The following is a 19129-nucleotide window of genomic DNA, read 5'->3' on the forward strand; positions in this document are numbered from 1 at the left end:
TTGGATAACCAAAATATTGATTTAGTGTTGAAAAGCCTAAAGGAAACAGTGGGAAAGTTTGCGGAAGAAAAAGCAATTTATGAGGCAATGGCAATAGAAAAAACATCCCAAACCCAACAGCTGACAGAACAAAACAGTCAATTAAAAAGTCGTATTGCAGAACTGGAAGCGCAAGTGAATAAGCAAGTAGTCGAGGAGCCTAAGTAAAGGCTTTTTTATTTTACTCAAAAATCAAAGGAGAGATTTCAATGAACATTCGAATTTCAAATGTCCAAATTAAATATTCAGACGAGGGACAAGTAGAAGCAGCACATGTGTATTTTATCGCCAATGAGCCAGACAATTCAATCAACATGAACGGGAACATTCCTCTTACAGCTGAAGAGTACGCAGGTAATGAGAGTGTGGCAGCACTGGCAAGTATTATCAAAGCAAGAGTCATTGAGCGACTGCAGGCATAATGGAAAAAATTATTTATATTTGAAAATGGATTATAGTAACCAAAAAAATAAATTATTATTAATAATGCAACAATTTTCGACAAAATTACCCTTTGGACTATTATACAATACTGGTAAATTAGACCTACGAAGGAGAAGTTTGATGAAAATAGTTTTTTCTATAATTGGAGTTTTTTTATTAATATCGATGTTGGGATTGATAGCCGAAAAGCTTGAGAAATCAGGTAAGACTGATGCTGGTAAAATAGTTACGAATGTTGGTGGTGTTATCGGAAGTATCGGATGCTTCGGAATTCTAATTATCAGTATTATAGGTATGTTTGGAGCGATCTTTTCTTTTGGGAATGATGATGAAGGCTACTACGATAATACACCTTCTGAATGGGGGCCAGGTGCAGATAGCAATAACAATCCAGGTACGCATCAAGTAGATGGTTATTATAGGAGTGATGGTACTTACGTCGAGCCTTATATAAGAAGTAACCCTGATGGAAATCCATATAATAATTTAAATCAATAATTCATTATGCCTAAAAAAAGCCTTTAAGGCTTTTTTTCTTAAGGAGGTGATCCCACTCATGATAAATAGAGAAGGGGGCAATGACCATGTCAATTACGGTGGAGGGACATCATGAAATGAATCATTACGAAAAAGATATTGTGGAAATGAAGAGCGACATTAAAATTCTCGAAAAAGAAGTCAGTGAATTGAAAAACACGACTACAAAACATGAGGAACAGATCACCACACTTAATAAGACACTCAATAAGATTGACGAAAATACAACTTGGATTAAACGGAAAATAACAGGCGCGATCATAACGGCAATTAGCTCTGGAATTATTGGAGGAGCGATTGCTATTTTTTATGGATTTATTCAGAAATAGAAGGGAGATTTTTACATGAAAAAAGACATTTTTACATTGCTCGGAGGTTTTTTAACTTCTGTATTTTTATTTCTTGGCACAATAGGGGTTAGCTTGGATTGGTTCAACCAGACAAGCATTGATGCTTTTGTGTTTATGGCAGCAGCTGCCGTTACCTTTGTTGTAAACCTATACGCCGTTTGGAAAAACACTCATGTGAGAGATCGATTAAAAGAGAATGCCCTCAAAAAACAAAAAATGATGAAGAAATAAGAGCTGCCTTTCAGGTGGCTCTTTTAATTTGAAAGGAGAAAATCAAATGCCAACAGTAATTTTAGATCCTGGGCACGGAACGGACACATATGAAAATGGCGGAGGGAAAGGGGTTAAAGTAGGAGGGAAAGTTTACGAGGAGCATGACTTTAATTCAGATGTGGCCTTGCGCATTGAGAAGATCTTAAAGACACACGGGGTTAAAGTGGTGTTTAGCCAAAACCCCTATTCAAAAGATGTCAGTCTTACTTCAAGAACAAACTTAGCGAAAAGGATAATACCTAATATGTTTATATCCATTCATGCTAATGCCGGTGCTTCTAGTGTTGAAGGGATATGTGTGTTTGCCTGGGAGAATGCAACTAATTCCAACCGCATGGCTGATTTAGTCGTAAAGCATATGAAGGCAGATGGGATTAAGACTCATGGTAACGGAAGACATTATTCCATGCTTAATTCTTGGACGAACCTTCACATCACAAGAGAGTTAGCTAAAGTAAATCTTCCAGGGGTCTTAATTGAACATGGTTTCATGACCAGTAAATCAGATTTTGAAAACATCTTCGGAAAGTATTCCAATTCATACAGGCAGAAATGCGCTGTAGCCGACTCTAAGGCTATTCTTGAGTATTTAGGAATTAAATACAAAGGTGAAGCAACAACACAGCAAAAACCAAAGGAGGAAAAAGAAGTGGAAAACGCGATTATTATCAACTCAGTAAACGATTATCCTGCAGCCGAATTGTTAGCAGAAAAGTTAGGGTGCAGTATTTATCCAAGCAAGAACGCCTATAAAAAAAGTCAAAATAAAGTAAAGCATATCTACGTTGTAGGTGGGAACAAAGATGGAGTGCAAGCTGATAAAGTCACATTACTTGCTGGGCCGGACCGTTTAACTACCTACGGGGAAGTGAAGAAAGCCTTATAATAAAAAAGCCTTCTAAAAAGGCTTTTTGTCTGTGTCAGGAATATTCATATGAGGAACATCATCATTTCTGAATAAATATGGAAACATCTCCCTATATATACTATAGTAAGGTAAAAGAATATAGTTAAAAGGGAGATGTTTTTTTGATTTCAGCTTTATTAAAATACTCAGGTTACGTCACTTTCGCTTGCGCTTTAATATTTTCTTTATATATTCTAAGTGTCGACTACTTACAGTATAAGTTTATTTATGCCGTTGCAATCTTTATTGGATCCATGCCTCTTTCATTAGGAGCTATTCTTATCTCAAGGATTTACGATACCCTAATTCACGGAAGTTTCGAGAAAGAAAAAGATAGTACCGACTATATTAAAAAAAGAAACAGCCAAAGAAATCTGTATTAATTAAATCCCTGATTTGTCAGAACCTAGTATACACATTAGTAACCAACTTCTACTTTCAATAATCTCAGTCGCAACCTTGATAATTATGAAAAGTGGATATTATTTAAAAAAGGACCCCAAGGGTCCTTTTTTTATTCCAATCCAGCTTGAGATTTATTTTGAAGTTTGTTCCCTTGGAACATCAGAGATACATTAGCCCCGAGGCTTCCTTTACCTTGGTAAGAGTACATAACAGTGTGAAGATCTGTTCCTTCTTCTCCTGTCTCAGAGATGATTTCTCCTTCTCCACCTACGATATCAATTACTTCCTCAAGTGTCATACCGTTTTCAATTTTGTTAAATTGCTCAAGTGTCACTTTTACATCAGAACTGCCCATACCAAACTGGGCTTTGTTTACAAGCTTTCCACCTTGGAAAGTCATGTTAGCATTGGAAAGAAAACCATCTGTTTTAAATTCATAGATAACGGTATGAAACTCCGAGTCTTTTTCACCTGTCTCAGACATTAAAGAACCTTCAGAACCAACAATTTTGACAACTTCTTCGTACGTCATGCCGTCTTTAATCTGTTTGAATTTTTCCTCTGTCAAAACACCTTTCTTCTCTTTAGAATCTGATTTTGAAGTGTCTTTAGTCGTCGCCGTTTCTTCTTGTTTTGGTTCCGTTGAAGCTTTTTCATCTCCTTCGTCCCCACCGAACAATGCTGCAGACAGAATTCCTAACACTATAAGTGCTACGAATCCCAAGCAACCAAACTTGAAAAACTTTTTCATGAAATTACCCCCATTAATGTTATATAATTACATTTTTATATTTTACACTAATATGGAAATAGTTCAATATAATTAGAGATTTGGTTAAATTTACTTAATTAATTCAAATTTAATATTGAAAAAATCCCTTATTCTATTTCTTTAAGAACAGGGATCTTTTCTTCTTCTTTTATAATTTTTGACATTTCATTGATTGTACACACCGCATCATAAACCTTATCCGGATCTAACCCCATCTCCTTAAAACGGGAGGTGACCTCTTCCCATGTCTTCTTCATACTCTTTCACCTCTTCTTTAATATCTTCATCTTCATTAACCAGGATCTTTTCAACAAGCATCTCTCGGCAACCATGTTCTCTCCACACTTGGTATTTCCACTTAGAAGCAAGTTCAGGCAACTTATCTCTTCTGCAGCTGAATCGATTAAAACGGAGTATACCGGTGTCCTCAATGCTTATATGTAATTTCATATCGAAATTCACTCTTTATCCCTCCTGTATAGATCATCGACTTTCACACCTAATATATCAGCTAATATGTAAGCTTTATCTATTGGAGGATATCCAATCTGCTTTTCATAATTACGCAGTTGTCGCGTCGAAATCCCTAACTTATCTGCTATGTAATCTTTCCTCAGCCCACTTTTCTTAATTAGATATTCAATCTGACTCTCCATATTCATCACCTATTAAAACTATTCCACAAAAAAAGTACAAACCCTTCTGAAATATATTTCGTATGGACAGACAATATTTTTCCGGTAATCCATAGATTAGGAATATACCAAATGAAATACCAAAGCAGTTAATCAGGCATAATCTTTAATCCTTCCTTTTGGTAGTACCGAATAAAATACCTTCCTGGAATTAATAAAAGCACATTTAAAACATGATAACAATAACTATAAATCTTGTCTTATTTTATACCAGATGACAGGGACTTATTTCTAAAGAAATATCTGAAAGGGGTGGTGTCTTTGATAGTTGAAATTGCAACATCTTTGGTAGGTGGAGGGATTTATGGATTTAGTTATTTATTTAAGAATGCAACTGGTAACGATCATAAGAAAATTCAACTTATCGCAAAGAACTGTGGATTAGTTTCAAGAGATGGAAAAGAAATCAGGATTCATCGAAGGAGAGGAAATCGAGAATGGAGTGAGTATGTTTACCAAATGCCTCATGGACTTTCTTATAAACAGTTCAAGGAGAAGTTGGATAATTTTCAAGATGGATTAAATATCAAAAAAACAACATTGGATATTTCATTTAAGGATTTAAAAGATCTAAGTTTACAGCGGGATATTATTGATCAAGTGAAAAATCTGCTTTATAAGAAGAGAACATTAAAAAAAGAAGTGGAAATTAAATTTGATGGTATGTTGAAGTTTCGGGTTTACAACGAACCGTTGACTAAAAATTACACATTTGAGGAAGCAACAACTCAGAAAATTAAAGGATGGAAAGTGGTAGTGGGTAAAGATAGAACCGGAAAAAGGATTCTTGTAGATTTTGAGCGGACCTATAACATGATTGTGTCCGGGACCCCGGGTTATGGAAAGTCCACATGGATTAATAGCAGCATAAATACACTTCTTAAAAATCACCCTGAACATGTCAAGTTCACGCTAATTGATTTAAAGGATGGCCTTGAGTTTAACCGGTATAGAAATTTGCAACAGGTAGAGGCATTCGCTGAAACTTCAGGAGAGGCACGAGACGCTTTGAAAAAGACAGTGGAGAAGATGAGTAAGATAAATGCTTACCTAAAGGCAAACAGCTTCTCAAACGTAAAGGAAGCAGGGATAAAAGAACGTCACTTCGTCATTGTGGATGAAGGTGCCGACCTGGCAGATGATGATGAATGCCAGGGTTATCTAACTGATATCGCTAGGAAGGGAAGAGCCAGTGGTATCAAGTTGATCTTCGCGACTCAATATCCAACTTCTCAGGTAGTCAGCTCTCAAATAAAAAGGCAATGCATGGGCCGGCTTTCTTTTGTACTGGATACGGCTACAGCTTCTAATGTTGCCCTGGATCAAGCCGGTGCCGAATCATTGCCTCCAATTGAAGGGAGAGCCTTATTTAAAGAGTTAAACCTCATTGAGGTGCAAACTCCTTACATTGATGATAGAGCCATTAAATCAATTATAGAGCCACATATAACAATTAGACCAAGAAAGGAGGACCATGATGAACAAAGAACTTCTCAAACAACAAAGGCACGAAAACATTCTCTTGAGCTTGAAGAAACTCGATTATCTTAGTAGAAGCCAGATCCAGAAGATTCATCGATTGAAAAGCACCAGGAACGCTAATAGAGTACTCAAGGATATGTCTGAATACCTTTCATCATTTCGTCATGGAGAGAACATCTATTACCTAAATAAGAAGGGCAGGGAGCTTGTTAAGACTCAGAAGGTATGTAAGAAAACCGCTCAGGTGAATCATTATCTCATGAGGAACACACTGTATATTTCACTAGGTTGCCCGGCCACATGGAAAAACGAAATTAAATTAAAAGTAAAAGATATTCAAATTGTTTGTGATGCAATTTATGAGGTTAAAGATACCATCCACATTATTGAAGTAGATCACACTCAAAAAATGATGGAAAACAAAAGAAAGATTGAAAAATATAGAGAGATTGTAAAGCTCACAGGAAAGGTGATTAAGTTCCACTGGATCACAACCACACACAATAGACAGAAACAATTATTAGAGTTAAGCCAGGGATTGAATGTAAACGTGTCATTGGCTCATGATTACATCTAGGAGGAGATTACATGAAAACAGAACGTATGAGTATCAAAGAGTTTATGAATCGCAAGGAAACCCCGTCAGTCGCTTGGAACGTTACTAAATTCGGTGCATTCTTACCTCTCACTGTATTTCCACTAACCACTATACACGCACACGCAGCCACTTATGAAGCTTCTCCAGTTGTAGCCATGACTAAGGATCAGATATACGACAAGATGTTGACTGCCTTCGAGCCCATCACCAACCTAATTCAAGCTTTAGCCTATCCAGTAGCAAGTATCGTGGTACTATTCGGGGCCATTATGGTCCTTATTAGCCAAAAGGAGAAAGGGTTTACCCTCATGAGTAACGCAGGATTAGGAGTTATCCTAGTAAACCTCATGCCAATGTTACTAAATATCCTAGTCGATATTATGAAAGGGTTCTAATTATGTCTACAGAGATATTATTGTTGGTTGCTTGTGGGTTTTGGGCTAAGAATCTCCACAAAAATAATCATGAGAAAATAGTAACGATTTATAATTTCAAGGAATTCATTCGTGAAGGTGAAGTGAAATGAAATGAAAGTACGGATCACAGGGAGATATGGAGAAGTTGATTATTTACATCCAAAAGGACACACAGGTATAGACTTCGGAATTGAGGAAGGGACTCCATTAAGAAGTGTATTTGATGGGGTCGTAGAAAAAGTAGTGGACTATGGCAGTGAAAATATAGGTAAAGGGGTTTTGGTTCGGTTTGAAGATGGGACCACAGGCATATATGGACACATGAGTAAAATCTTTGTAGAGAAAGGGCAGAAGATTACAGAAGGTCAAACGTTGGGACTTTCAGGGAACACTGGATTCTCAACAGCCGAACATCTTCATTTCGGTTTAAAGGAGAACGGTCACTTTATCGACCCTACTCCCCTAGCTGACAAAGTAGGAGAGTATGCAGGAAGTGCGTGGGATCGGTTCTTATATAACGGAAATGTAACAAACAACGATTATCCGACTGTATGGGGGTGGATTTATGAAAAAACGTTTGGTAATAGGATTGAACATTTTGTTACGGATTACATTAGCGCATTTCCTCTCCTGGCAGTGGTTAGTCTTGGTGTCTTTGGTCTTTGCAATATGTTCAGTCGTTCGTTCGCTAAATGGGGTGTAATCATCACGTTTATATTGGGAGGTTTGGCGATATTATGATAAGAAAAAAGATTGATGCTGCACACTTCTTGGTTTACTTCGCAGACTACGCTAAATGGGATGGATTTAAACACTATATTCAACTGGATGGCATAACACTTATGCAATATGATGATGGCAGCTGTACCTTCCACAGGAAGAATGATTTGTTTGAGGACATTCGAGAACTGGAAATGAACTCTGATTTCGTGTGGAAGAATAGAAAGGTGATTAATAAGCATATAAAAAGCCATCAAATAGCGAAACATGATGGCATAAATTAATTGTATTTACAGTACACTCTCCACAGGCAGCGGCAAAACGACTACGCTGTATTCACTTGTTCATCACTGTTCCGTCGTCTTGAACCGTAATGTGATCACCCTGGAGGATCCCGTGGAGAAACAGCATGATGAAATGGTACAAATTCAGGTGAATGAAAAAGCCGGGATTACGTATTCCACTGGATTAAAAGCGATTCTGCGGCACGACCCAGACATTATCATGGTGGGAGAGATCAGGGACCGGGAGACGGCTGAGATTGCAATAAGGGCAAGCCTTACAGGCCATTTGGTGATTTCAACCATGCATACAAGAGATGCAAAGGGCGCGATTTATCGCTTAATGGAATTAGGGATCGAGTGGCATGATATTGAACAGACGCTGCTCGCTGTGTCTGCTCAGAGACTGCTGAAACTCGTTTGCCCTGTCTGCCAAAAAGAGTGTGGCGGTCAATGTATTAGAGGGGATAGGCGGAACAGGGCATCTGTCTATGAAATCATTACTGGCAGTGCGCTTAAGGAAGTACTGAAGGAAGCGAGGGGGGAGAGGGTCCAACACCAGTACCGAACATTGCAGGTCTTGATTCGTAAGGGGGTGGCACTCGGTTATGTTTCAGAACATGAATATAGGAAATGGGTTCACGAAGAAAAACGATGAGCAGGGAAAGTTCTTAAAGAGGCTCGGGGACCTTCTTCAAAAAGGATATACTTTTACAGAAGCCATTGATTTTCTTTTACTCCCAAAAGAAAAGAAAATCATTAAATTAAAAAAGAGATTGGTCGGATCATTGCACAAGGGTGAGTCGATTTCATCTGTGATGAATAAATATTTGAACATTCCTGATCATGTCAGTGCACAAATTTTTTTCGCCGAGCATCATGGACAAATGGGCCACACCCTTTCAGAAGCTGGAAGTTACCTTATCAAAAGAAGAAAGAATCAGCAGCAATTGCAAAAGGTCTTTCAATACCCGTTAATGCTGATATTCTTTTCCGTGATGATGATGGTGTTGCTTCGTAAGGTGTTATTTCCAAGATTTCAATCCCTTTATTCCTCAATGGGCTATGAACCCTCAGCAAAACTTACGTATCTTTTACACTTTATTGAAAACTTCCCGGTCATATTCACCGCAGGTTTACTGTTCCTCCTTTTCCTTACCATTCTCTATTACGTTTTTAAGAAGAAGATTTCCCCTGTAAGACTTTCTCTTGTATTAAGCAGGCTTCCGTTCACCTCCTCATACATGAAGCTTGGACACTCCTACTTTTTTTCAAGGGAATTAAGCTTCCTGCTTTCAAACGGGGTATCCATTACAGAATCCCTTCTCATTATCGAAAGTCAATCATTCCGACCGACATTACAGTATATTTCGAACCATTGCGTCAAACGACTAAAAGCTGGGGTTCCTTTTCATGAGTGTTTTGCATCTCTGCCTTTTTTTCAGGATGAACTGAATTTCGTTGTCCATCACGGTCAAACGAATGGAAGATTGGCAGAAGAACTTAAAGTTTATAGTGATATTTGCTTTCAGGAATTAGAGGAAAAAACAAACGCATGGCTTAAGTTTATCCAACCTGCTATCTTTACGTTTGTCGGTCTATTCATCATGGCAATATATTTCTCGATTATGTTACCGCTCTTTCAAATGATGCAGGGAATTTAGAAAAAATTCGAAAAACAGGAGGGGAAATATGCTCAATAATGAGAAAGGTTTTACCCTAATCGAAATGATGATCGTTTTGCTGGTCATTTCCGTTTTGCTATTCATTACAATCCCTAATGTGACAAATCAAAGTAACTCCATCAATTCCAAGGGGTGTGAGGCATTCATTCATATGGTAGAGGGACAGATTGAAGCATATAAAATGGACGGAAATACGGACCCTGTGACCATTGATTCTCTTGTTGCCGACGGGTATCTTAACGATGAATACAAAGCATGCCCTGATGGAAGTATCATTACCATTAATACGGAAGGGAAGGTGGTGACTTCTAATTAATGTATATAGAACTGAGGAAGCAGGATACACCCTCATTGAAATGCTCATCGTCTTATTCATTTTCACAATCCTTCTCTCGTGGGTGGGTTTTTCCGTTCTTCCTTTAAAAAGCCACATTGAAAAGGACCTCTTCATTTCTCAACTCGAATCGGACCTCTACCAGATTCAAAGCTACAGTATCCATCATCAAACACCGATTTTCCTTACGTTTTATCCGTTTACCAACAAGTATGTTGCCAAAACGGGAGAGAGACAAACGATCGTATCAAGGGATCTTCCAGTGGGGATTCAAATGATCTCCAACAATAGCCTTGAAGAGATCACATTTTATCCTAATGGAAATACAAGCCGGTTTGGCAGGGTGAATTTTCAAATGGGAGATATCACCATGCATTTGATTTTCCAAATTGGGCAAGGGAGATTTTATGTACAAGAATACTAAAGGTTTCTCACTTCCTGAAACACTTGTCGCATTTAGTTGTGTCCTTATGATTTGCGGAATGTTCATTCCCTTTCTCATGCTTTATGCTTCCGGTCTTCAGAAGCTCCAGCGTGAAGTGGAGGCGTTGAAATACCTTCGGGAAGGTGTGGAGCAAGCAATCGTTACACAGGAATTTGTTGACCATACAAGAATCTATAAGGGGGTCAGGTATGAACTTGTTTGGAAAGGTAGCGAAGATGGTGAAGCATGTGTGCATTATGATACGGAAGAGGTATGCATATCGTCGTCGGAAGGATGAGTCGGGCTTCACATTGATCGACTCCTTGTTAAGCTTTAGTTTGTTTTGCATGATTTCCTTCAGTCTTCCACTTATCATGAAAGGCTTTTCAGTGATTAAGAATGAGTTGATACCTCCCCGTTATTACGAATGGAATTTATTCAATGAAAGTGTAAGGAATGAGTTAAAAAAGGCAGATCAAGTAGAAGTCCTGCCAGGGCAGATTTCTTTTGTAATTGACGGGGACACAATCCTATATGAACAATACGATCAGTCTATACGGAGGAGGGTGAACAATAGAGGGCATGAAATCGTACTACAGGAAGTGGGTCAGTTTGCTTTTGCTTCAATTCAAGGAGGCGTGCATTTGGATTTGGAATTTGAAGGTGGTGAAAAAGTGGAAGGGGACTTCTTTTGTTTTTCTGCATTCAGTGGGTCTACCGCCCCTTAACAATAAAGGGTTTATCTTACCGTATACGCTGTTTCTGATGATGATAGTCCTTTTTGTAGCATTCGCTTCGAAGGATTTGTATGTAAGTAAATATCGGTATCTCTCGAATATGAAGAACATTCATGAGAGACACGTAAGCATCTCCCACGTTGTTTTAATGGAGATGGGGGATGAACCCGTTTCCACTGGAGTCATAAAAAATAATTTTGGTGAAGTCATGACCTCCAGCACCGTACTTACTGACGAAGACGTGAAAATAGAATTGACATTCAAAAGGGATGAGAAGGTTTTTCTTCCTGTGACGGTTGTGTATAATAGGGAAACAAAACAAATCATACGTTGGGAGTAGAATATGAAACCAATTTTCTTTATAGGCTTTATGGGGGTAGGAAAGACGACGATTGGAAAACGTCTGGGGGAAGTATTGAATCTTCCGGTCATTGATATGGATCAATACATTGAAGATAAAGAGGGAAAATCGATTAAGGACATCTTTCATCAGCATGGAGAAAGGTATTTTCGGGATTTGGAAACGAAAGTACTTCAGGAATTAGGAAAGGAAAAAGCCATAATCACTACCGGTGGGGGAGTGGTGGAAAGCAAGGAGAATCGGGAATTTTTACGAAGAAATGATTCCGTGTTTCATCTCACATGTCCTTTCGATGTGTTGTGGGGAAGATTGGAGGGTGATCAGGACCGTCCTCTTGTTCAAAAAAATTCAAAGGACAGTTTAATGGAACTGTTTGACCGCCGGTTGCCCCTTTATGAAAATGGGTGCTCTGTAACCATTCAAACGGAGAATAAATCAGTGGATGAAGTGGTAAGTACGATTTTGCCATATCTTGAACGTTACGTAGTATAATTCCGGTGATTATTGGGAATACTGATAAAAGCGGAGGGTGGTGCTTTTATGTCAGTAAATGATTATGTTAAGTTCATAACACAAACATTTGTCCAACATTATGAAAAATCACCTCATGAACGTAAAACATTAAAAAAGCAGAGAAAGAATGAGCGGGAACCTTTCCTATTCAGATGGTTTGGTATCATTCCTTATGCTTTCATGATTCTCTTTAAAAAGCATAAATAGTGTATAAAGGCTACCTGAAAAGGTAGTCTTTTTTTTATGCCTCTAAGTCAGAGGGAGCACAATGGCCTCCCTCTGATTCCTCACTTAGACTGCTGCAGATAAAAAATTCCGCCGTTTATGACCTCGATGGTGATTTTCGGTTCATACTGTTCCTTCAGCGCCTGCTGTTCAAGGAAGTAAGATTCAGGCTTTTCTTCCTGATCGCCATAAAAATGATTTAGAAGTTGAAGGTCTTCTTCCCAGGTTTTCCTGGCTTGTTCCGCCCACTCGACAGGCTCCCTTTTGATTTCTTCATAAAGAAATGCCTGAATCCGGTTTACCCCGCTTTTAGGTTTGATGATTGGTGTTAAAGTAAAAGAAAAGTCAGGAATTTTAGGTGTCAGGTTCTTGGACAATAGTGTGGAGTGAAAGTTTTCTTCAATCACTCCATTGATCAGGTTTAACCCAACACTTTGGATGCTGTCTTTCTTCCTGTTGGATTGATACGAGACTTTAACATTCAGCCCGAGCCAAGGGTGCAGGGGTGTCTGCTGTCCGCTTGGTGTGTATCGGTTTTCATACAACCTTATATAGCCCGCTAAATTCCTTGTCGAGTGGAAGATTTGGTGTAATCTTGGAGAACCGAAGTGAATCGGTTCTCCTTTCATCTCTTCAGGAGTATGATCCGGATTGGTGATGAGAGATAACGTCATCGGGTTCGGCGTTCCCCCGGTTTTCTCAAGATAATGCCAGTAGAACGGTCGATTCATCAGTTCTTTATCCAATTCAATGGTAAGTTGAACGGTCATATATCCATTCCCGTTTGCAACCATATCACAACCGTTTGCGACGAAGTATCTCTCAAGAAATCGATGAATTTCGTGCTGCTGCATTTGATTTTTCCTCCTTTAGCTGTTCCGCGAATTGAATCATACTCGTCAAATTCTCCATTTTAATCTTCATTTCACCCTCTGTACGGGATGAAGAAAGGATATCTGTCACGTGATCTTCAAAATCCTTGAAATCGAGGCGGGTCAGGATTTCATCCAATTGACCGATCACCCGTTCAAAGAGATTGATTTTCTCATACAAGAGTTTAAGGATGTGTTCTTCCACAGTATTTTTAGTTGCAAAGTTGTAGATATGGACATCTTCGGTCTGCCCGAGACGGTGGACACGTCCGATTCGCTGTTCCAATCTCATTGGGTTCCAAGGAAGGTCAAAATTAATCACATGATGGCAGAATTGAAGGTTGATTCCTTCTCCGCCGGCTTCAGTGGCAATCAGTACTTGTGCATGCTTCTGGAATAATTCCCGCATCCAGTCTTTTTTGCCTCTTTTGAAGCCGCCTCTGAATGGAACAGAGCTGATCCCATGCTGCTTCAAAAACCATTGTAGATAAAGCTGTGTTGCCCGGTATTCAGTGAAGATAATCACCTTATCATTAATGGATTGGACTATTTCCAGGGCTTTCTGGGCTTTGGAGTTCATCGTCACATTTTCCACTTTCTTCATCAGAGTACCGATCATCTGTTCAAATGAAGCACTTGGAGCTTCCTTCTTTTCAAGCATGTTTTTTAATGTATAAAACACAGCTTCGCGGGAACTGCACGCTTCCCTCTGTAAGGTCAAAAGCGAGAATGAGCTTGAATTTGCCCAATCATCATATCTGCCTCTTAGCAGATCAATGCTGTTATACAACTCTCTCTCTGCTTCGTTAAAATCAATCAATACGGTCTTCACATGTCGTTTCGTCCATTCAATTCCTGTATCACCACGCCTGTTACGGATCATCACCTTGTTAATGAGACTTTTTAAATGTTCATCTTCCTGGAGCGTACGATCGCCTTTTTTATATCTGTCTGTAAATCCGGATTCATTCCCAAGGTGCCCCGGTTTCAAAAGGGAAACAAGGTGGAAGATTTCTTCTACACGATTTTGGATGGGTGTTGCTGTCAGTAACAAGCAGAATTTCTTCTTGAGATTTTGGACAAATTCATAGTTTTTTGTTTTATGATTTTTCAGTTTGTGAGCTTCGTCGATGATCACCAAGTCATAATCCTGTTCATACACTTTTTCCCTGTGAGGGCTCCTTTTAGCTGTGTCCATGGACGAAACGACAATGTCACATTGATCCCATACGTAACTCTTACGCTGAGGCACCGCAGGAATGAAGAACTTACTGTTTAATTCATATGCCCATTGAGAAACAAGTGAAGCGGGGACAAGAATCAATACCTTTTTGACTAATCCCCTAATCATGTACTCTTTCAATATCAGCCCAGCTTCGATTGTTTTACCAAGGCCAACCTCGTCTGCAAGAATCGCTTTTCCGTTCATTGTTTCCACGACCTGCTTCGCTGCTTCCAGCTGATGGGGGAGTGGAGTGACATTTGCCAAATGTTTTGGAGCCTGAAGGCCTTCAAAGTTCGGAATTGCAAGATGGTGCTCAAATTCAATGGCGAGTTTATAGAGCTCCCAGTTTCCCCAGGGTCCATCGTTTTCGATTAAACTTTCAAGACCTTCTCCCCACTCTTCATCAAATATAACCTCAACATTCATCTGAAAAACATCTCCTTATTTCTAATAAAAATGATTGCTCAAAACTCGTATTTAATGGTAGGATGAAAATAGATTTTCAATAGTTAGAAAAACTCGAAAATCCGAACATTCACATTTACAACATTTCTTCTGTATATTTCTAGTATGACCAATTGTTTCAAGGAATATTGGCGAATGATAACAAGGGGAGAGACTGTGCAGACAGCGCCGAAGGAGCAAACACTTCTATGTGTGAATCTCTCAGGCAAAAAGACTCTTGTTGGACGCAACTCTGGAGAGTGTTTCCGTGCAGGAAACCACCAAAGGGGAAAGCCGTTCTTCGGTAAACTTTCAGGTGCAAGGACAGAGAAAACTTCTTTATGAAAAGGGGTTTTTCTGTCCTTTTTTCATGGGATAAAACTTGGTTAAGAAAGAATGCATGTAAGGAATAAAAGGGGGAAAAGTCATGTCAGAGTTAAAACAAACACCTTTATACGAAGTGTACAAAGAGTATGGAGGAAAGACCATCGACTTCGGTGGCTGGGCTTTACCAGTGCAATTCTCAAGCATTAAAGAAGAACATGAAGCGGTAAGAACCCGGGCAGGACTATTTGATGTTTCTCATATGGGAGAAATTGAAGTGAAGGGTGAAGGGGCTCTTGACTACTTACAAAAAATGATGACCAATGATGTCTCCAAAGTAAAAGATGGAGGCGCACAGTATACGGCCATGTGCTACGAAAACGGTGGGACGGTCGATGACTTACTAGTGTATAAATTGAAAGACAATGATTATTTGCTCGTTGTGAACGCAGCAAATATAGATAAAGATTTTCAGTGGTTGAAAGAACATGAAACAAATGGCGTTGAAATCAACAATATCTCTGAACATATGGCACAATTGGCACTTCAAGGGCCAATTGCGGAAGAAGTTCTGCAAAAAATCACCAATGAACATACATTGAGCGATATCGGATTTTTTAAATTCCAGACTGAAGTGAATATAGATGGTAGGTCTGCACTTGTTTCCCGTACCGGTTATACAGGTGAAGATGGGTTTGAAATCTATTGTGCCGCAGCTGATGCATCGGCAATCTGGAAGGCAATCCTTGCTTCAGGTAAGGAGCATGGAGTCCTTCCGTGCGGGCTTGGTGCACGAGATACCTTACGTTTCGAAGCGAATCTTGCACTTTACGGGCAAGAATTATCTCAATCCATCACGCCAATTGAAGCCGGAATCGGATTTGCTGTAAAAGTGAACAAAGAGGTTGGGTTCATTGGTCAGGAAGTACTGAAACAGCAAAAAGAAGAAGGTGCCACGCGAAAAATCGTGGGAATTGAAATGATCGATCGCGGTATTCCGCGTCATGGCTATAAAGTATTTTCCGGCGAAGAACAAATTGGGGAAGTCACAACCGGGACCCAATCTCCAACCTTAAAGAAAAATGTGGGATTAGCTCTCTTAAATAAAGAGTTTACTGACATTGGTACGGAAGTGTTGGTTGAAATCAGAGGCAAAAAGTTAAAAGCGACAGTTGTAGCGACACCTTTTTATAAAAGACCAAAGAAATAGGGGAGGAATGACGGTCATGAAGCATCGTTATTTACCGATGACAGAGCAAGATCAAAGGGAAATGTTAGACAGCATAGGAGTAGACAGCGTTCACGATCTATTTGAGGATATTCCTGAACAGGTCCGTTTCAAAGGGGATTACAAAATCAAAAAAGCGAAGTCGGAAACGGAATTGGTAAAAGAACTCACCAAAATGGCCGCGAAGAATGCGGATTTGAAAAGTCATGCATCCTTCCTGGGGGCAGGGGTATACGATCATTACATGCCGATCATTGTGGATCATGTATTATCTCGTTCAGAGTTCTATACAGCATACACACCTTACCAGCCGGAAATCTCCCAAGGAGAGCTGCAAGCGATCTTTGAATTCCAAACGATGATTTGTGAACTAACAGGTATGGATGTAGCCAATTCATCCATGTACGATGGGGGAACGGCCCTGGCAGAGGCAGCTATGTTGAGTGCGGGTCAAACCCGCCGTAAGAAAGTTCTCGTTTCGAGTACAGTTCACCCTGAATCTCGTGATGTTTTAAGATCCTATGCAAAAGGTCAATATATCGAAGTAGTTGAAATCCCGCACAATAATGGTGTAACTGACGTGGAAGAATTGAAGAAATTAATGAGTGATGAGATTGCAGCGGTCATCGTTCAATATCCAAACTTCTTCGGCAGGGTAGAAGAGCTGAAAGCGATCGAAGAAATCACTCATTCCGAAAAAGCCATGTTTGTGGTTTCGTCCAATCCGCTTGCTCTTGGTGTACTTACACCTCCTGGGCAACTCGGAGCCGACATCGTCATAGGGGATGCTCAGCCATTCGGTATCCCAAGTGCATTTGGTGGACCTCACTGTGGTTACTTTGCCGTGAACAAAAAACTTATGCGCAAAGTACCGGGGCGTCTTGTCGGTCAAACGATGGATGAAGACGGAATAAGAGGATTCGTGCTGACTCTACAAGCGCGTGAACAGCATATCCGTCGCGATAAAGCCACATCGAATATCTGTTCCAATCAGGCATTGAATGCGTTGGCAGCATCAGTAGCCATGACCGCTTTAGGAAAACAGGGTGTCAAAGAAATGGCTATGCAAAATATCCAAAAAGCGCATTACGCCAAAGAAGCCTTTAAAAGTAAAGGATTTACCATTGCATTTGAAGGACCATCTTTTAATGAATTTGTCGTGAAAGTGAATAGACCGGTGAAAGAGATCAATCAAAAGCTTCTTTCCAAAGAAATAATCGGTGGATATGATTTAGGGTTGATGGACGACAGCTTATCGCATCATATGCTGATTGCTGTTACAGAACTTCGCAGCAAAGAAGAAATTGACGCATTTGTAGCAGAATTGGGGGATTGTCATGAATAAGAAAGATCAGCCTCTTATTTTCGAATTAACGAAAGAAGGCCGCACAGGCTATAGCCTGCCAGAGATGGATGTACCACAGGTGGAACTGTCAGATCTGATTCCGACCGATTATATCCGTACTGAAGCACCTGAACTTCCTGAGGTATCGGAACTGGACATCATGCGCCATTATACAGCATTATCGAAACGCAATCATGGGGTGGATTCAGGTTTCTATCCACTTGGATCCTGTACGATGAAATACAATCCAAAAGTGAATGAGAACGTTGCGCGACTGAACGGATTCGCCCACATCAACCCTCTTCAGGAAGCTGAAAGCGTTCAAGGTGCTCTTGAACTGATGTATGATCTCCAGGAGCATTTGAAAGAAATCACGGGCATGGATGAAGTGACCCTTCAACCTGCTGCGGGAGCTCATGGAGAGTGGACCGGTCTGATGATGATACGCGCCTACCATGAGGCGAATGGGGATACCCATCGTACGAAGGTAATCGTACCTGACTCGGCTCATGGAACGAACCCTGCCAGTGCAACAGTTGCAGGGTTTGAAACGGTGACGGTAAAGTCGAATGAAAACGGTTTGGTCGATTTAGAAGATTTGAAGCGGGTAGTAGGGGATGATACAGCTGCCCTAATGCTGACAAATCCAAATACTCTTGGTTTATTCGAAGAAAACATCATGGAAATGGCTTCCATCATTCATGAAGCGGGTGGAAAGCTGTATTATGACGGAGCCAACCTGAATGCGGTCCTCTCAAAGGCAAGACCGGGGGATATGGGATTTGACGTAGTGCATTTGAATCTTCATAAGACGTTCACCGGTCCTCACGGAGGCGGCGGTCCAGGAAGCGGCCCTGTAGGAGTGAAGGAAGACTTAATCAAATATCTTCCAAAACCTGTCCTTGTAAAAAATGGTGACCAATATGAATTCGATTATAACCGTCCTGATTCTATCGGCCGTGTAAAACCATACTATGGAAACTTTGGAATCAACGTCCGTGCCTATACGTATATCCGCACCATGGGGCCGGACGGACTGAGAGCGGTGACGGAGAATGCTGTCCTGAATGCAAACTACATGATGCGCCGCCTTGCTCCTTACTTTGACCTCCCGTATGACCGGCATTGTAAGCATGAGTTCGTCATCAGTGGAAAACGCCAGAAGAAGCTTGGCGTACGTACGCTCGATATTGCGAAGCGACTGCTGGACTTCGGGTATCATCCGCCGACCATTTACTTCCCATTAAATGTGGAAGAGTGCATGATGATTGAACCAACGGAAACTGAATCAAAAGAAACCCTTGATTCTTTCATTGATGCCATGATCCAAATTGCCAAAGAAGCAGAAGAAACACCGGAAATCGTCCAGGAAGCTCCACACACGACCATCGTGAAGCGTATGGATGAGACACTTGCAGCAAGAAAACCGGTACTGCGCTATACGAAAGAAGGCTAATACGTATAACTAAACCCCTCCGTCTTATGACGGAGGG

At 40.2% G+C, this 19129-nt stretch carries 28 protein-coding genes, 1 pseudogene and 1 riboswitch; of the genes and pseudogenes, 23 read left to right on the top strand and 6 right to left on the bottom strand.

The window, feature by feature from the left end:
- From LCL96_RS04220 to LCL96_RS04245, 6 genes are all read left to right on the top strand, one after another.
- The gene (locus tag LCL96_RS04220; RefSeq protein WP_224940194.1) at positions 1–207 is read left to right on the top strand and encodes a hypothetical protein; all 207 of its coding nucleotides are present in this window, start codon (positions 1–3) and stop codon (positions 205–207) included.
- 41 nt (positions 208–248) lie between these two features.
- On the top strand, positions 249–461 hold the full coding sequence (locus tag LCL96_RS04225; protein WP_224940195.1) for a hypothetical protein: 213 nt from the start codon (positions 249–251) through the stop codon (positions 459–461).
- Between the two features lie 142 nt (positions 462–603).
- A complete protein-coding gene (locus tag LCL96_RS04230; protein ID WP_224940196.1) occupies positions 604–981 on the top strand; it encodes a hypothetical protein in 378 nt (125 codons plus the stop codon).
- A gap of 86 nt (positions 982–1067) precedes the next feature.
- Complete coding sequence (locus tag LCL96_RS04235) at positions 1068–1349, top strand: hemolysin XhlA family protein (RefSeq protein ID WP_412103518.1); 282 nt, start codon at positions 1068–1070, stop codon at positions 1347–1349.
- 15 nt (positions 1350–1364) lie between these two features.
- The gene (locus LCL96_RS04240) at positions 1365–1601 is read left to right on the top strand and encodes a hypothetical protein (protein ID WP_224940199.1); all 237 of its coding nucleotides are present in this window, start codon (positions 1365–1367) and stop codon (positions 1599–1601) included.
- A gap of 46 nt (positions 1602–1647) precedes the next feature.
- On the top strand, positions 1648–2529 hold the full coding sequence (locus tag LCL96_RS04245) for an N-acetylmuramoyl-L-alanine amidase family protein (protein ID WP_224940201.1): 882 nt from the start codon (positions 1648–1650) through the stop codon (positions 2527–2529).
- A 535-nt stretch (positions 2530–3064) separates the two neighbouring features.
- Here LCL96_RS04245 and LCL96_RS04250 read toward each other — a convergent pair.
- The 4 genes from LCL96_RS04250 to LCL96_RS04265 form a co-directional block, all read right to left on the bottom strand.
- Positions 3065–3706, bottom strand: a complete 642-nt coding sequence (locus tag LCL96_RS04250; protein ID WP_224940202.1) for a DUF3862 domain-containing protein — start codon at positions 3704–3706, stop codon at positions 3065–3067.
- A gap of 128 nt (positions 3707–3834) precedes the next feature.
- On the bottom strand, positions 3835–3984 hold the full coding sequence (locus LCL96_RS04255) for a hypothetical protein (RefSeq protein ID WP_224940203.1): 150 nt from the start codon (positions 3982–3984) through the stop codon (positions 3835–3837).
- Positions 3947–4189, bottom strand: coding sequence for a hypothetical protein (locus tag LCL96_RS04260; protein ID WP_224940204.1), 243 nt, complete (start codon positions 4187–4189; stop codon positions 3947–3949). Before LCL96_RS04260 ends, LCL96_RS04255 begins: the two co-directional genes overlap by 38 nt.
- Positions 4186–4383, bottom strand: a complete 198-nt coding sequence (locus tag LCL96_RS04265) for a helix-turn-helix domain-containing protein (protein WP_224940205.1) — start codon at positions 4381–4383, stop codon at positions 4186–4188. The genes LCL96_RS04260 and LCL96_RS04265 overlap by 4 nt, the downstream gene beginning before the upstream one ends.
- 300 nt (positions 4384–4683) lie before the next feature.
- On the opposite strand from LCL96_RS04265, the gene LCL96_RS04270 reads away from it, so the two are divergent.
- The 14 genes and pseudogenes from LCL96_RS04270 to LCL96_RS04335 all read left to right on the top strand — a co-directional run bounded on the left by LCL96_RS04270 (position 4684) and on the right by LCL96_RS04335 (position 12180).
- Positions 4684–5973 (top strand): FtsK/SpoIIIE domain-containing protein, encoded by a 1290-nt coding sequence (locus LCL96_RS04270; RefSeq protein WP_224940206.1) that lies wholly within the window; start codon positions 4684–4686, stop codon positions 5971–5973.
- Entirely contained in the window at positions 5900–6481 is a 582-nt protein-coding gene (locus LCL96_RS04275) for a replication-relaxation family protein (RefSeq protein WP_224940207.1), read from the top strand. Before LCL96_RS04270 ends, LCL96_RS04275 begins: the two co-directional genes overlap by 74 nt.
- 11 nt (positions 6482–6492) lie before the next feature.
- Positions 6493–6897 (top strand): hypothetical protein, encoded by a 405-nt coding sequence (locus tag LCL96_RS04280; RefSeq protein WP_224940208.1) that lies wholly within the window; start codon positions 6493–6495, stop codon positions 6895–6897.
- A 132-nt stretch (positions 6898–7029) separates the two neighbouring features.
- A complete protein-coding gene (locus LCL96_RS04285) occupies positions 7030–7659 on the top strand; it encodes a M23 family metallopeptidase (RefSeq protein ID WP_224940209.1) in 630 nt (209 codons plus the stop codon).
- Positions 7656–7922 carry a hypothetical protein gene (locus LCL96_RS04290; protein WP_224940210.1) on the top strand — a complete coding sequence of 89 codons (267 nt, stop codon included), beginning with the start codon at positions 7656–7658 and terminating at the stop codon, positions 7920–7922. The genes LCL96_RS04285 and LCL96_RS04290 overlap by 4 nt, the downstream gene beginning before the upstream one ends.
- Positions 7923–7944: 22 nt before the next feature.
- Positions 7945–8577 (top strand): annotated as a pseudogene (locus LCL96_RS04295) (ATPase, T2SS/T4P/T4SS family); the annotation flags it as partial.
- Positions 8528–9583, top strand: a complete 1056-nt coding sequence (gene comGB / locus LCL96_RS04300; RefSeq protein ID WP_224940211.1) for a competence type IV pilus assembly protein ComGB — start codon at positions 8528–8530, stop codon at positions 9581–9583. The pseudogene LCL96_RS04295 and the gene comGB, both read left to right, overlap by 50 nt.
- 28 nt (positions 9584–9611) lie before the next feature.
- Positions 9612–9920 (top strand): competence type IV pilus major pilin ComGC, encoded by a 309-nt coding sequence (gene comGC / locus LCL96_RS04305; protein ID WP_224940212.1) that lies wholly within the window; start codon positions 9612–9614, stop codon positions 9918–9920.
- Positions 9916–10362 carry a competence type IV pilus minor pilin ComGD gene (gene comGD, locus LCL96_RS04310; protein WP_224941289.1) on the top strand — a complete coding sequence of 149 codons (447 nt, stop codon included), beginning with the start codon at positions 9916–9918 and terminating at the stop codon, positions 10360–10362. Before comGC ends, comGD begins: the two co-directional genes overlap by 5 nt.
- On the top strand, positions 10346–10660 hold the full coding sequence (locus LCL96_RS04315; RefSeq protein ID WP_224940213.1) for a type II secretion system protein: 315 nt from the start codon (positions 10346–10348) through the stop codon (positions 10658–10660). Before comGD ends, LCL96_RS04315 begins: the two co-directional genes overlap by 17 nt.
- The gene (gene comGF / locus LCL96_RS04320; RefSeq protein ID WP_224940214.1) at positions 10572–11090 is read left to right on the top strand and encodes a competence type IV pilus minor pilin ComGF; all 519 of its coding nucleotides are present in this window, start codon (positions 10572–10574) and stop codon (positions 11088–11090) included. Before LCL96_RS04315 ends, comGF begins: the two co-directional genes overlap by 89 nt.
- Before the next feature lie 109 nt (positions 11091–11199).
- Positions 11200–11439: a hypothetical protein gene (locus LCL96_RS04325; protein ID WP_224940215.1), complete on the top strand. Its 240-nt coding sequence runs from the start codon at positions 11200–11202 to the stop codon at positions 11437–11439.
- Between the two features lie 3 nt (positions 11440–11442).
- Positions 11443–11952, top strand: a complete 510-nt coding sequence (locus LCL96_RS04330; RefSeq protein WP_224940216.1) for a shikimate kinase — start codon at positions 11443–11445, stop codon at positions 11950–11952.
- Between the two features lie 48 nt (positions 11953–12000).
- Positions 12001–12180, top strand: coding sequence for a YqzE family protein (locus LCL96_RS04335; RefSeq protein ID WP_224940217.1), 180 nt, complete (start codon positions 12001–12003; stop codon positions 12178–12180).
- Between the two features lie 80 nt (positions 12181–12260).
- On the opposite strand, the gene LCL96_RS04340 is transcribed toward LCL96_RS04335, so the two are convergent.
- Complete coding sequence (locus tag LCL96_RS04340) at positions 12261–13052, bottom strand: YqhG family protein (RefSeq protein ID WP_224940218.1); 792 nt, start codon at positions 13050–13052, stop codon at positions 12261–12263.
- Positions 13021–14721, bottom strand: coding sequence for a DEAD/DEAH box helicase (locus LCL96_RS04345; protein WP_224940219.1), 1701 nt, complete (start codon positions 14719–14721; stop codon positions 13021–13023). Before LCL96_RS04345 ends, LCL96_RS04340 begins: the two co-directional genes overlap by 32 nt.
- Positions 14722–14895: 174 nt before the next feature.
- A riboswitch (glycine riboswitch) is annotated at positions 14896–14987 on the top strand.
- Between the two features lie 179 nt (positions 14988–15166).
- On the opposite strand from LCL96_RS04345, the gene gcvT reads away from it, so the two are divergent.
- Genes gcvT through gcvPB form a run of 3 tightly spaced genes read left to right on the top strand, consistent with a single transcriptional unit; the run spans position 15167 to position 19092 of the window.
- Complete coding sequence (gene gcvT, locus LCL96_RS04350) at positions 15167–16273, top strand: glycine cleavage system aminomethyltransferase GcvT (RefSeq protein ID WP_224940220.1); 1107 nt, start codon at positions 15167–15169, stop codon at positions 16271–16273.
- Positions 16274–16289: 16 nt separating this feature from the next.
- On the top strand, positions 16290–17636 hold the full coding sequence (gcvPA, locus tag LCL96_RS04355; protein ID WP_224940221.1) for an aminomethyl-transferring glycine dehydrogenase subunit GcvPA: 1347 nt from the start codon (positions 16290–16292) through the stop codon (positions 17634–17636).
- Positions 17629–19092, top strand: coding sequence for an aminomethyl-transferring glycine dehydrogenase subunit GcvPB (gene gcvPB, locus LCL96_RS04360; RefSeq protein ID WP_224940222.1), 1464 nt, complete (start codon positions 17629–17631; stop codon positions 19090–19092). Before gcvPA ends, gcvPB begins: the two co-directional genes overlap by 8 nt.
- The last annotated feature ends 37 nt before the right edge of the window (positions 19093–19129 follow it).

Origin of the sequence: Rossellomorea aquimaris (genome assembly GCF_020172085.1) — a bacterium.
Lineage (GTDB): Bacteria > Bacillota > Bacilli > Bacillales > Bacillaceae_B > Rossellomorea > Rossellomorea aquimaris_E.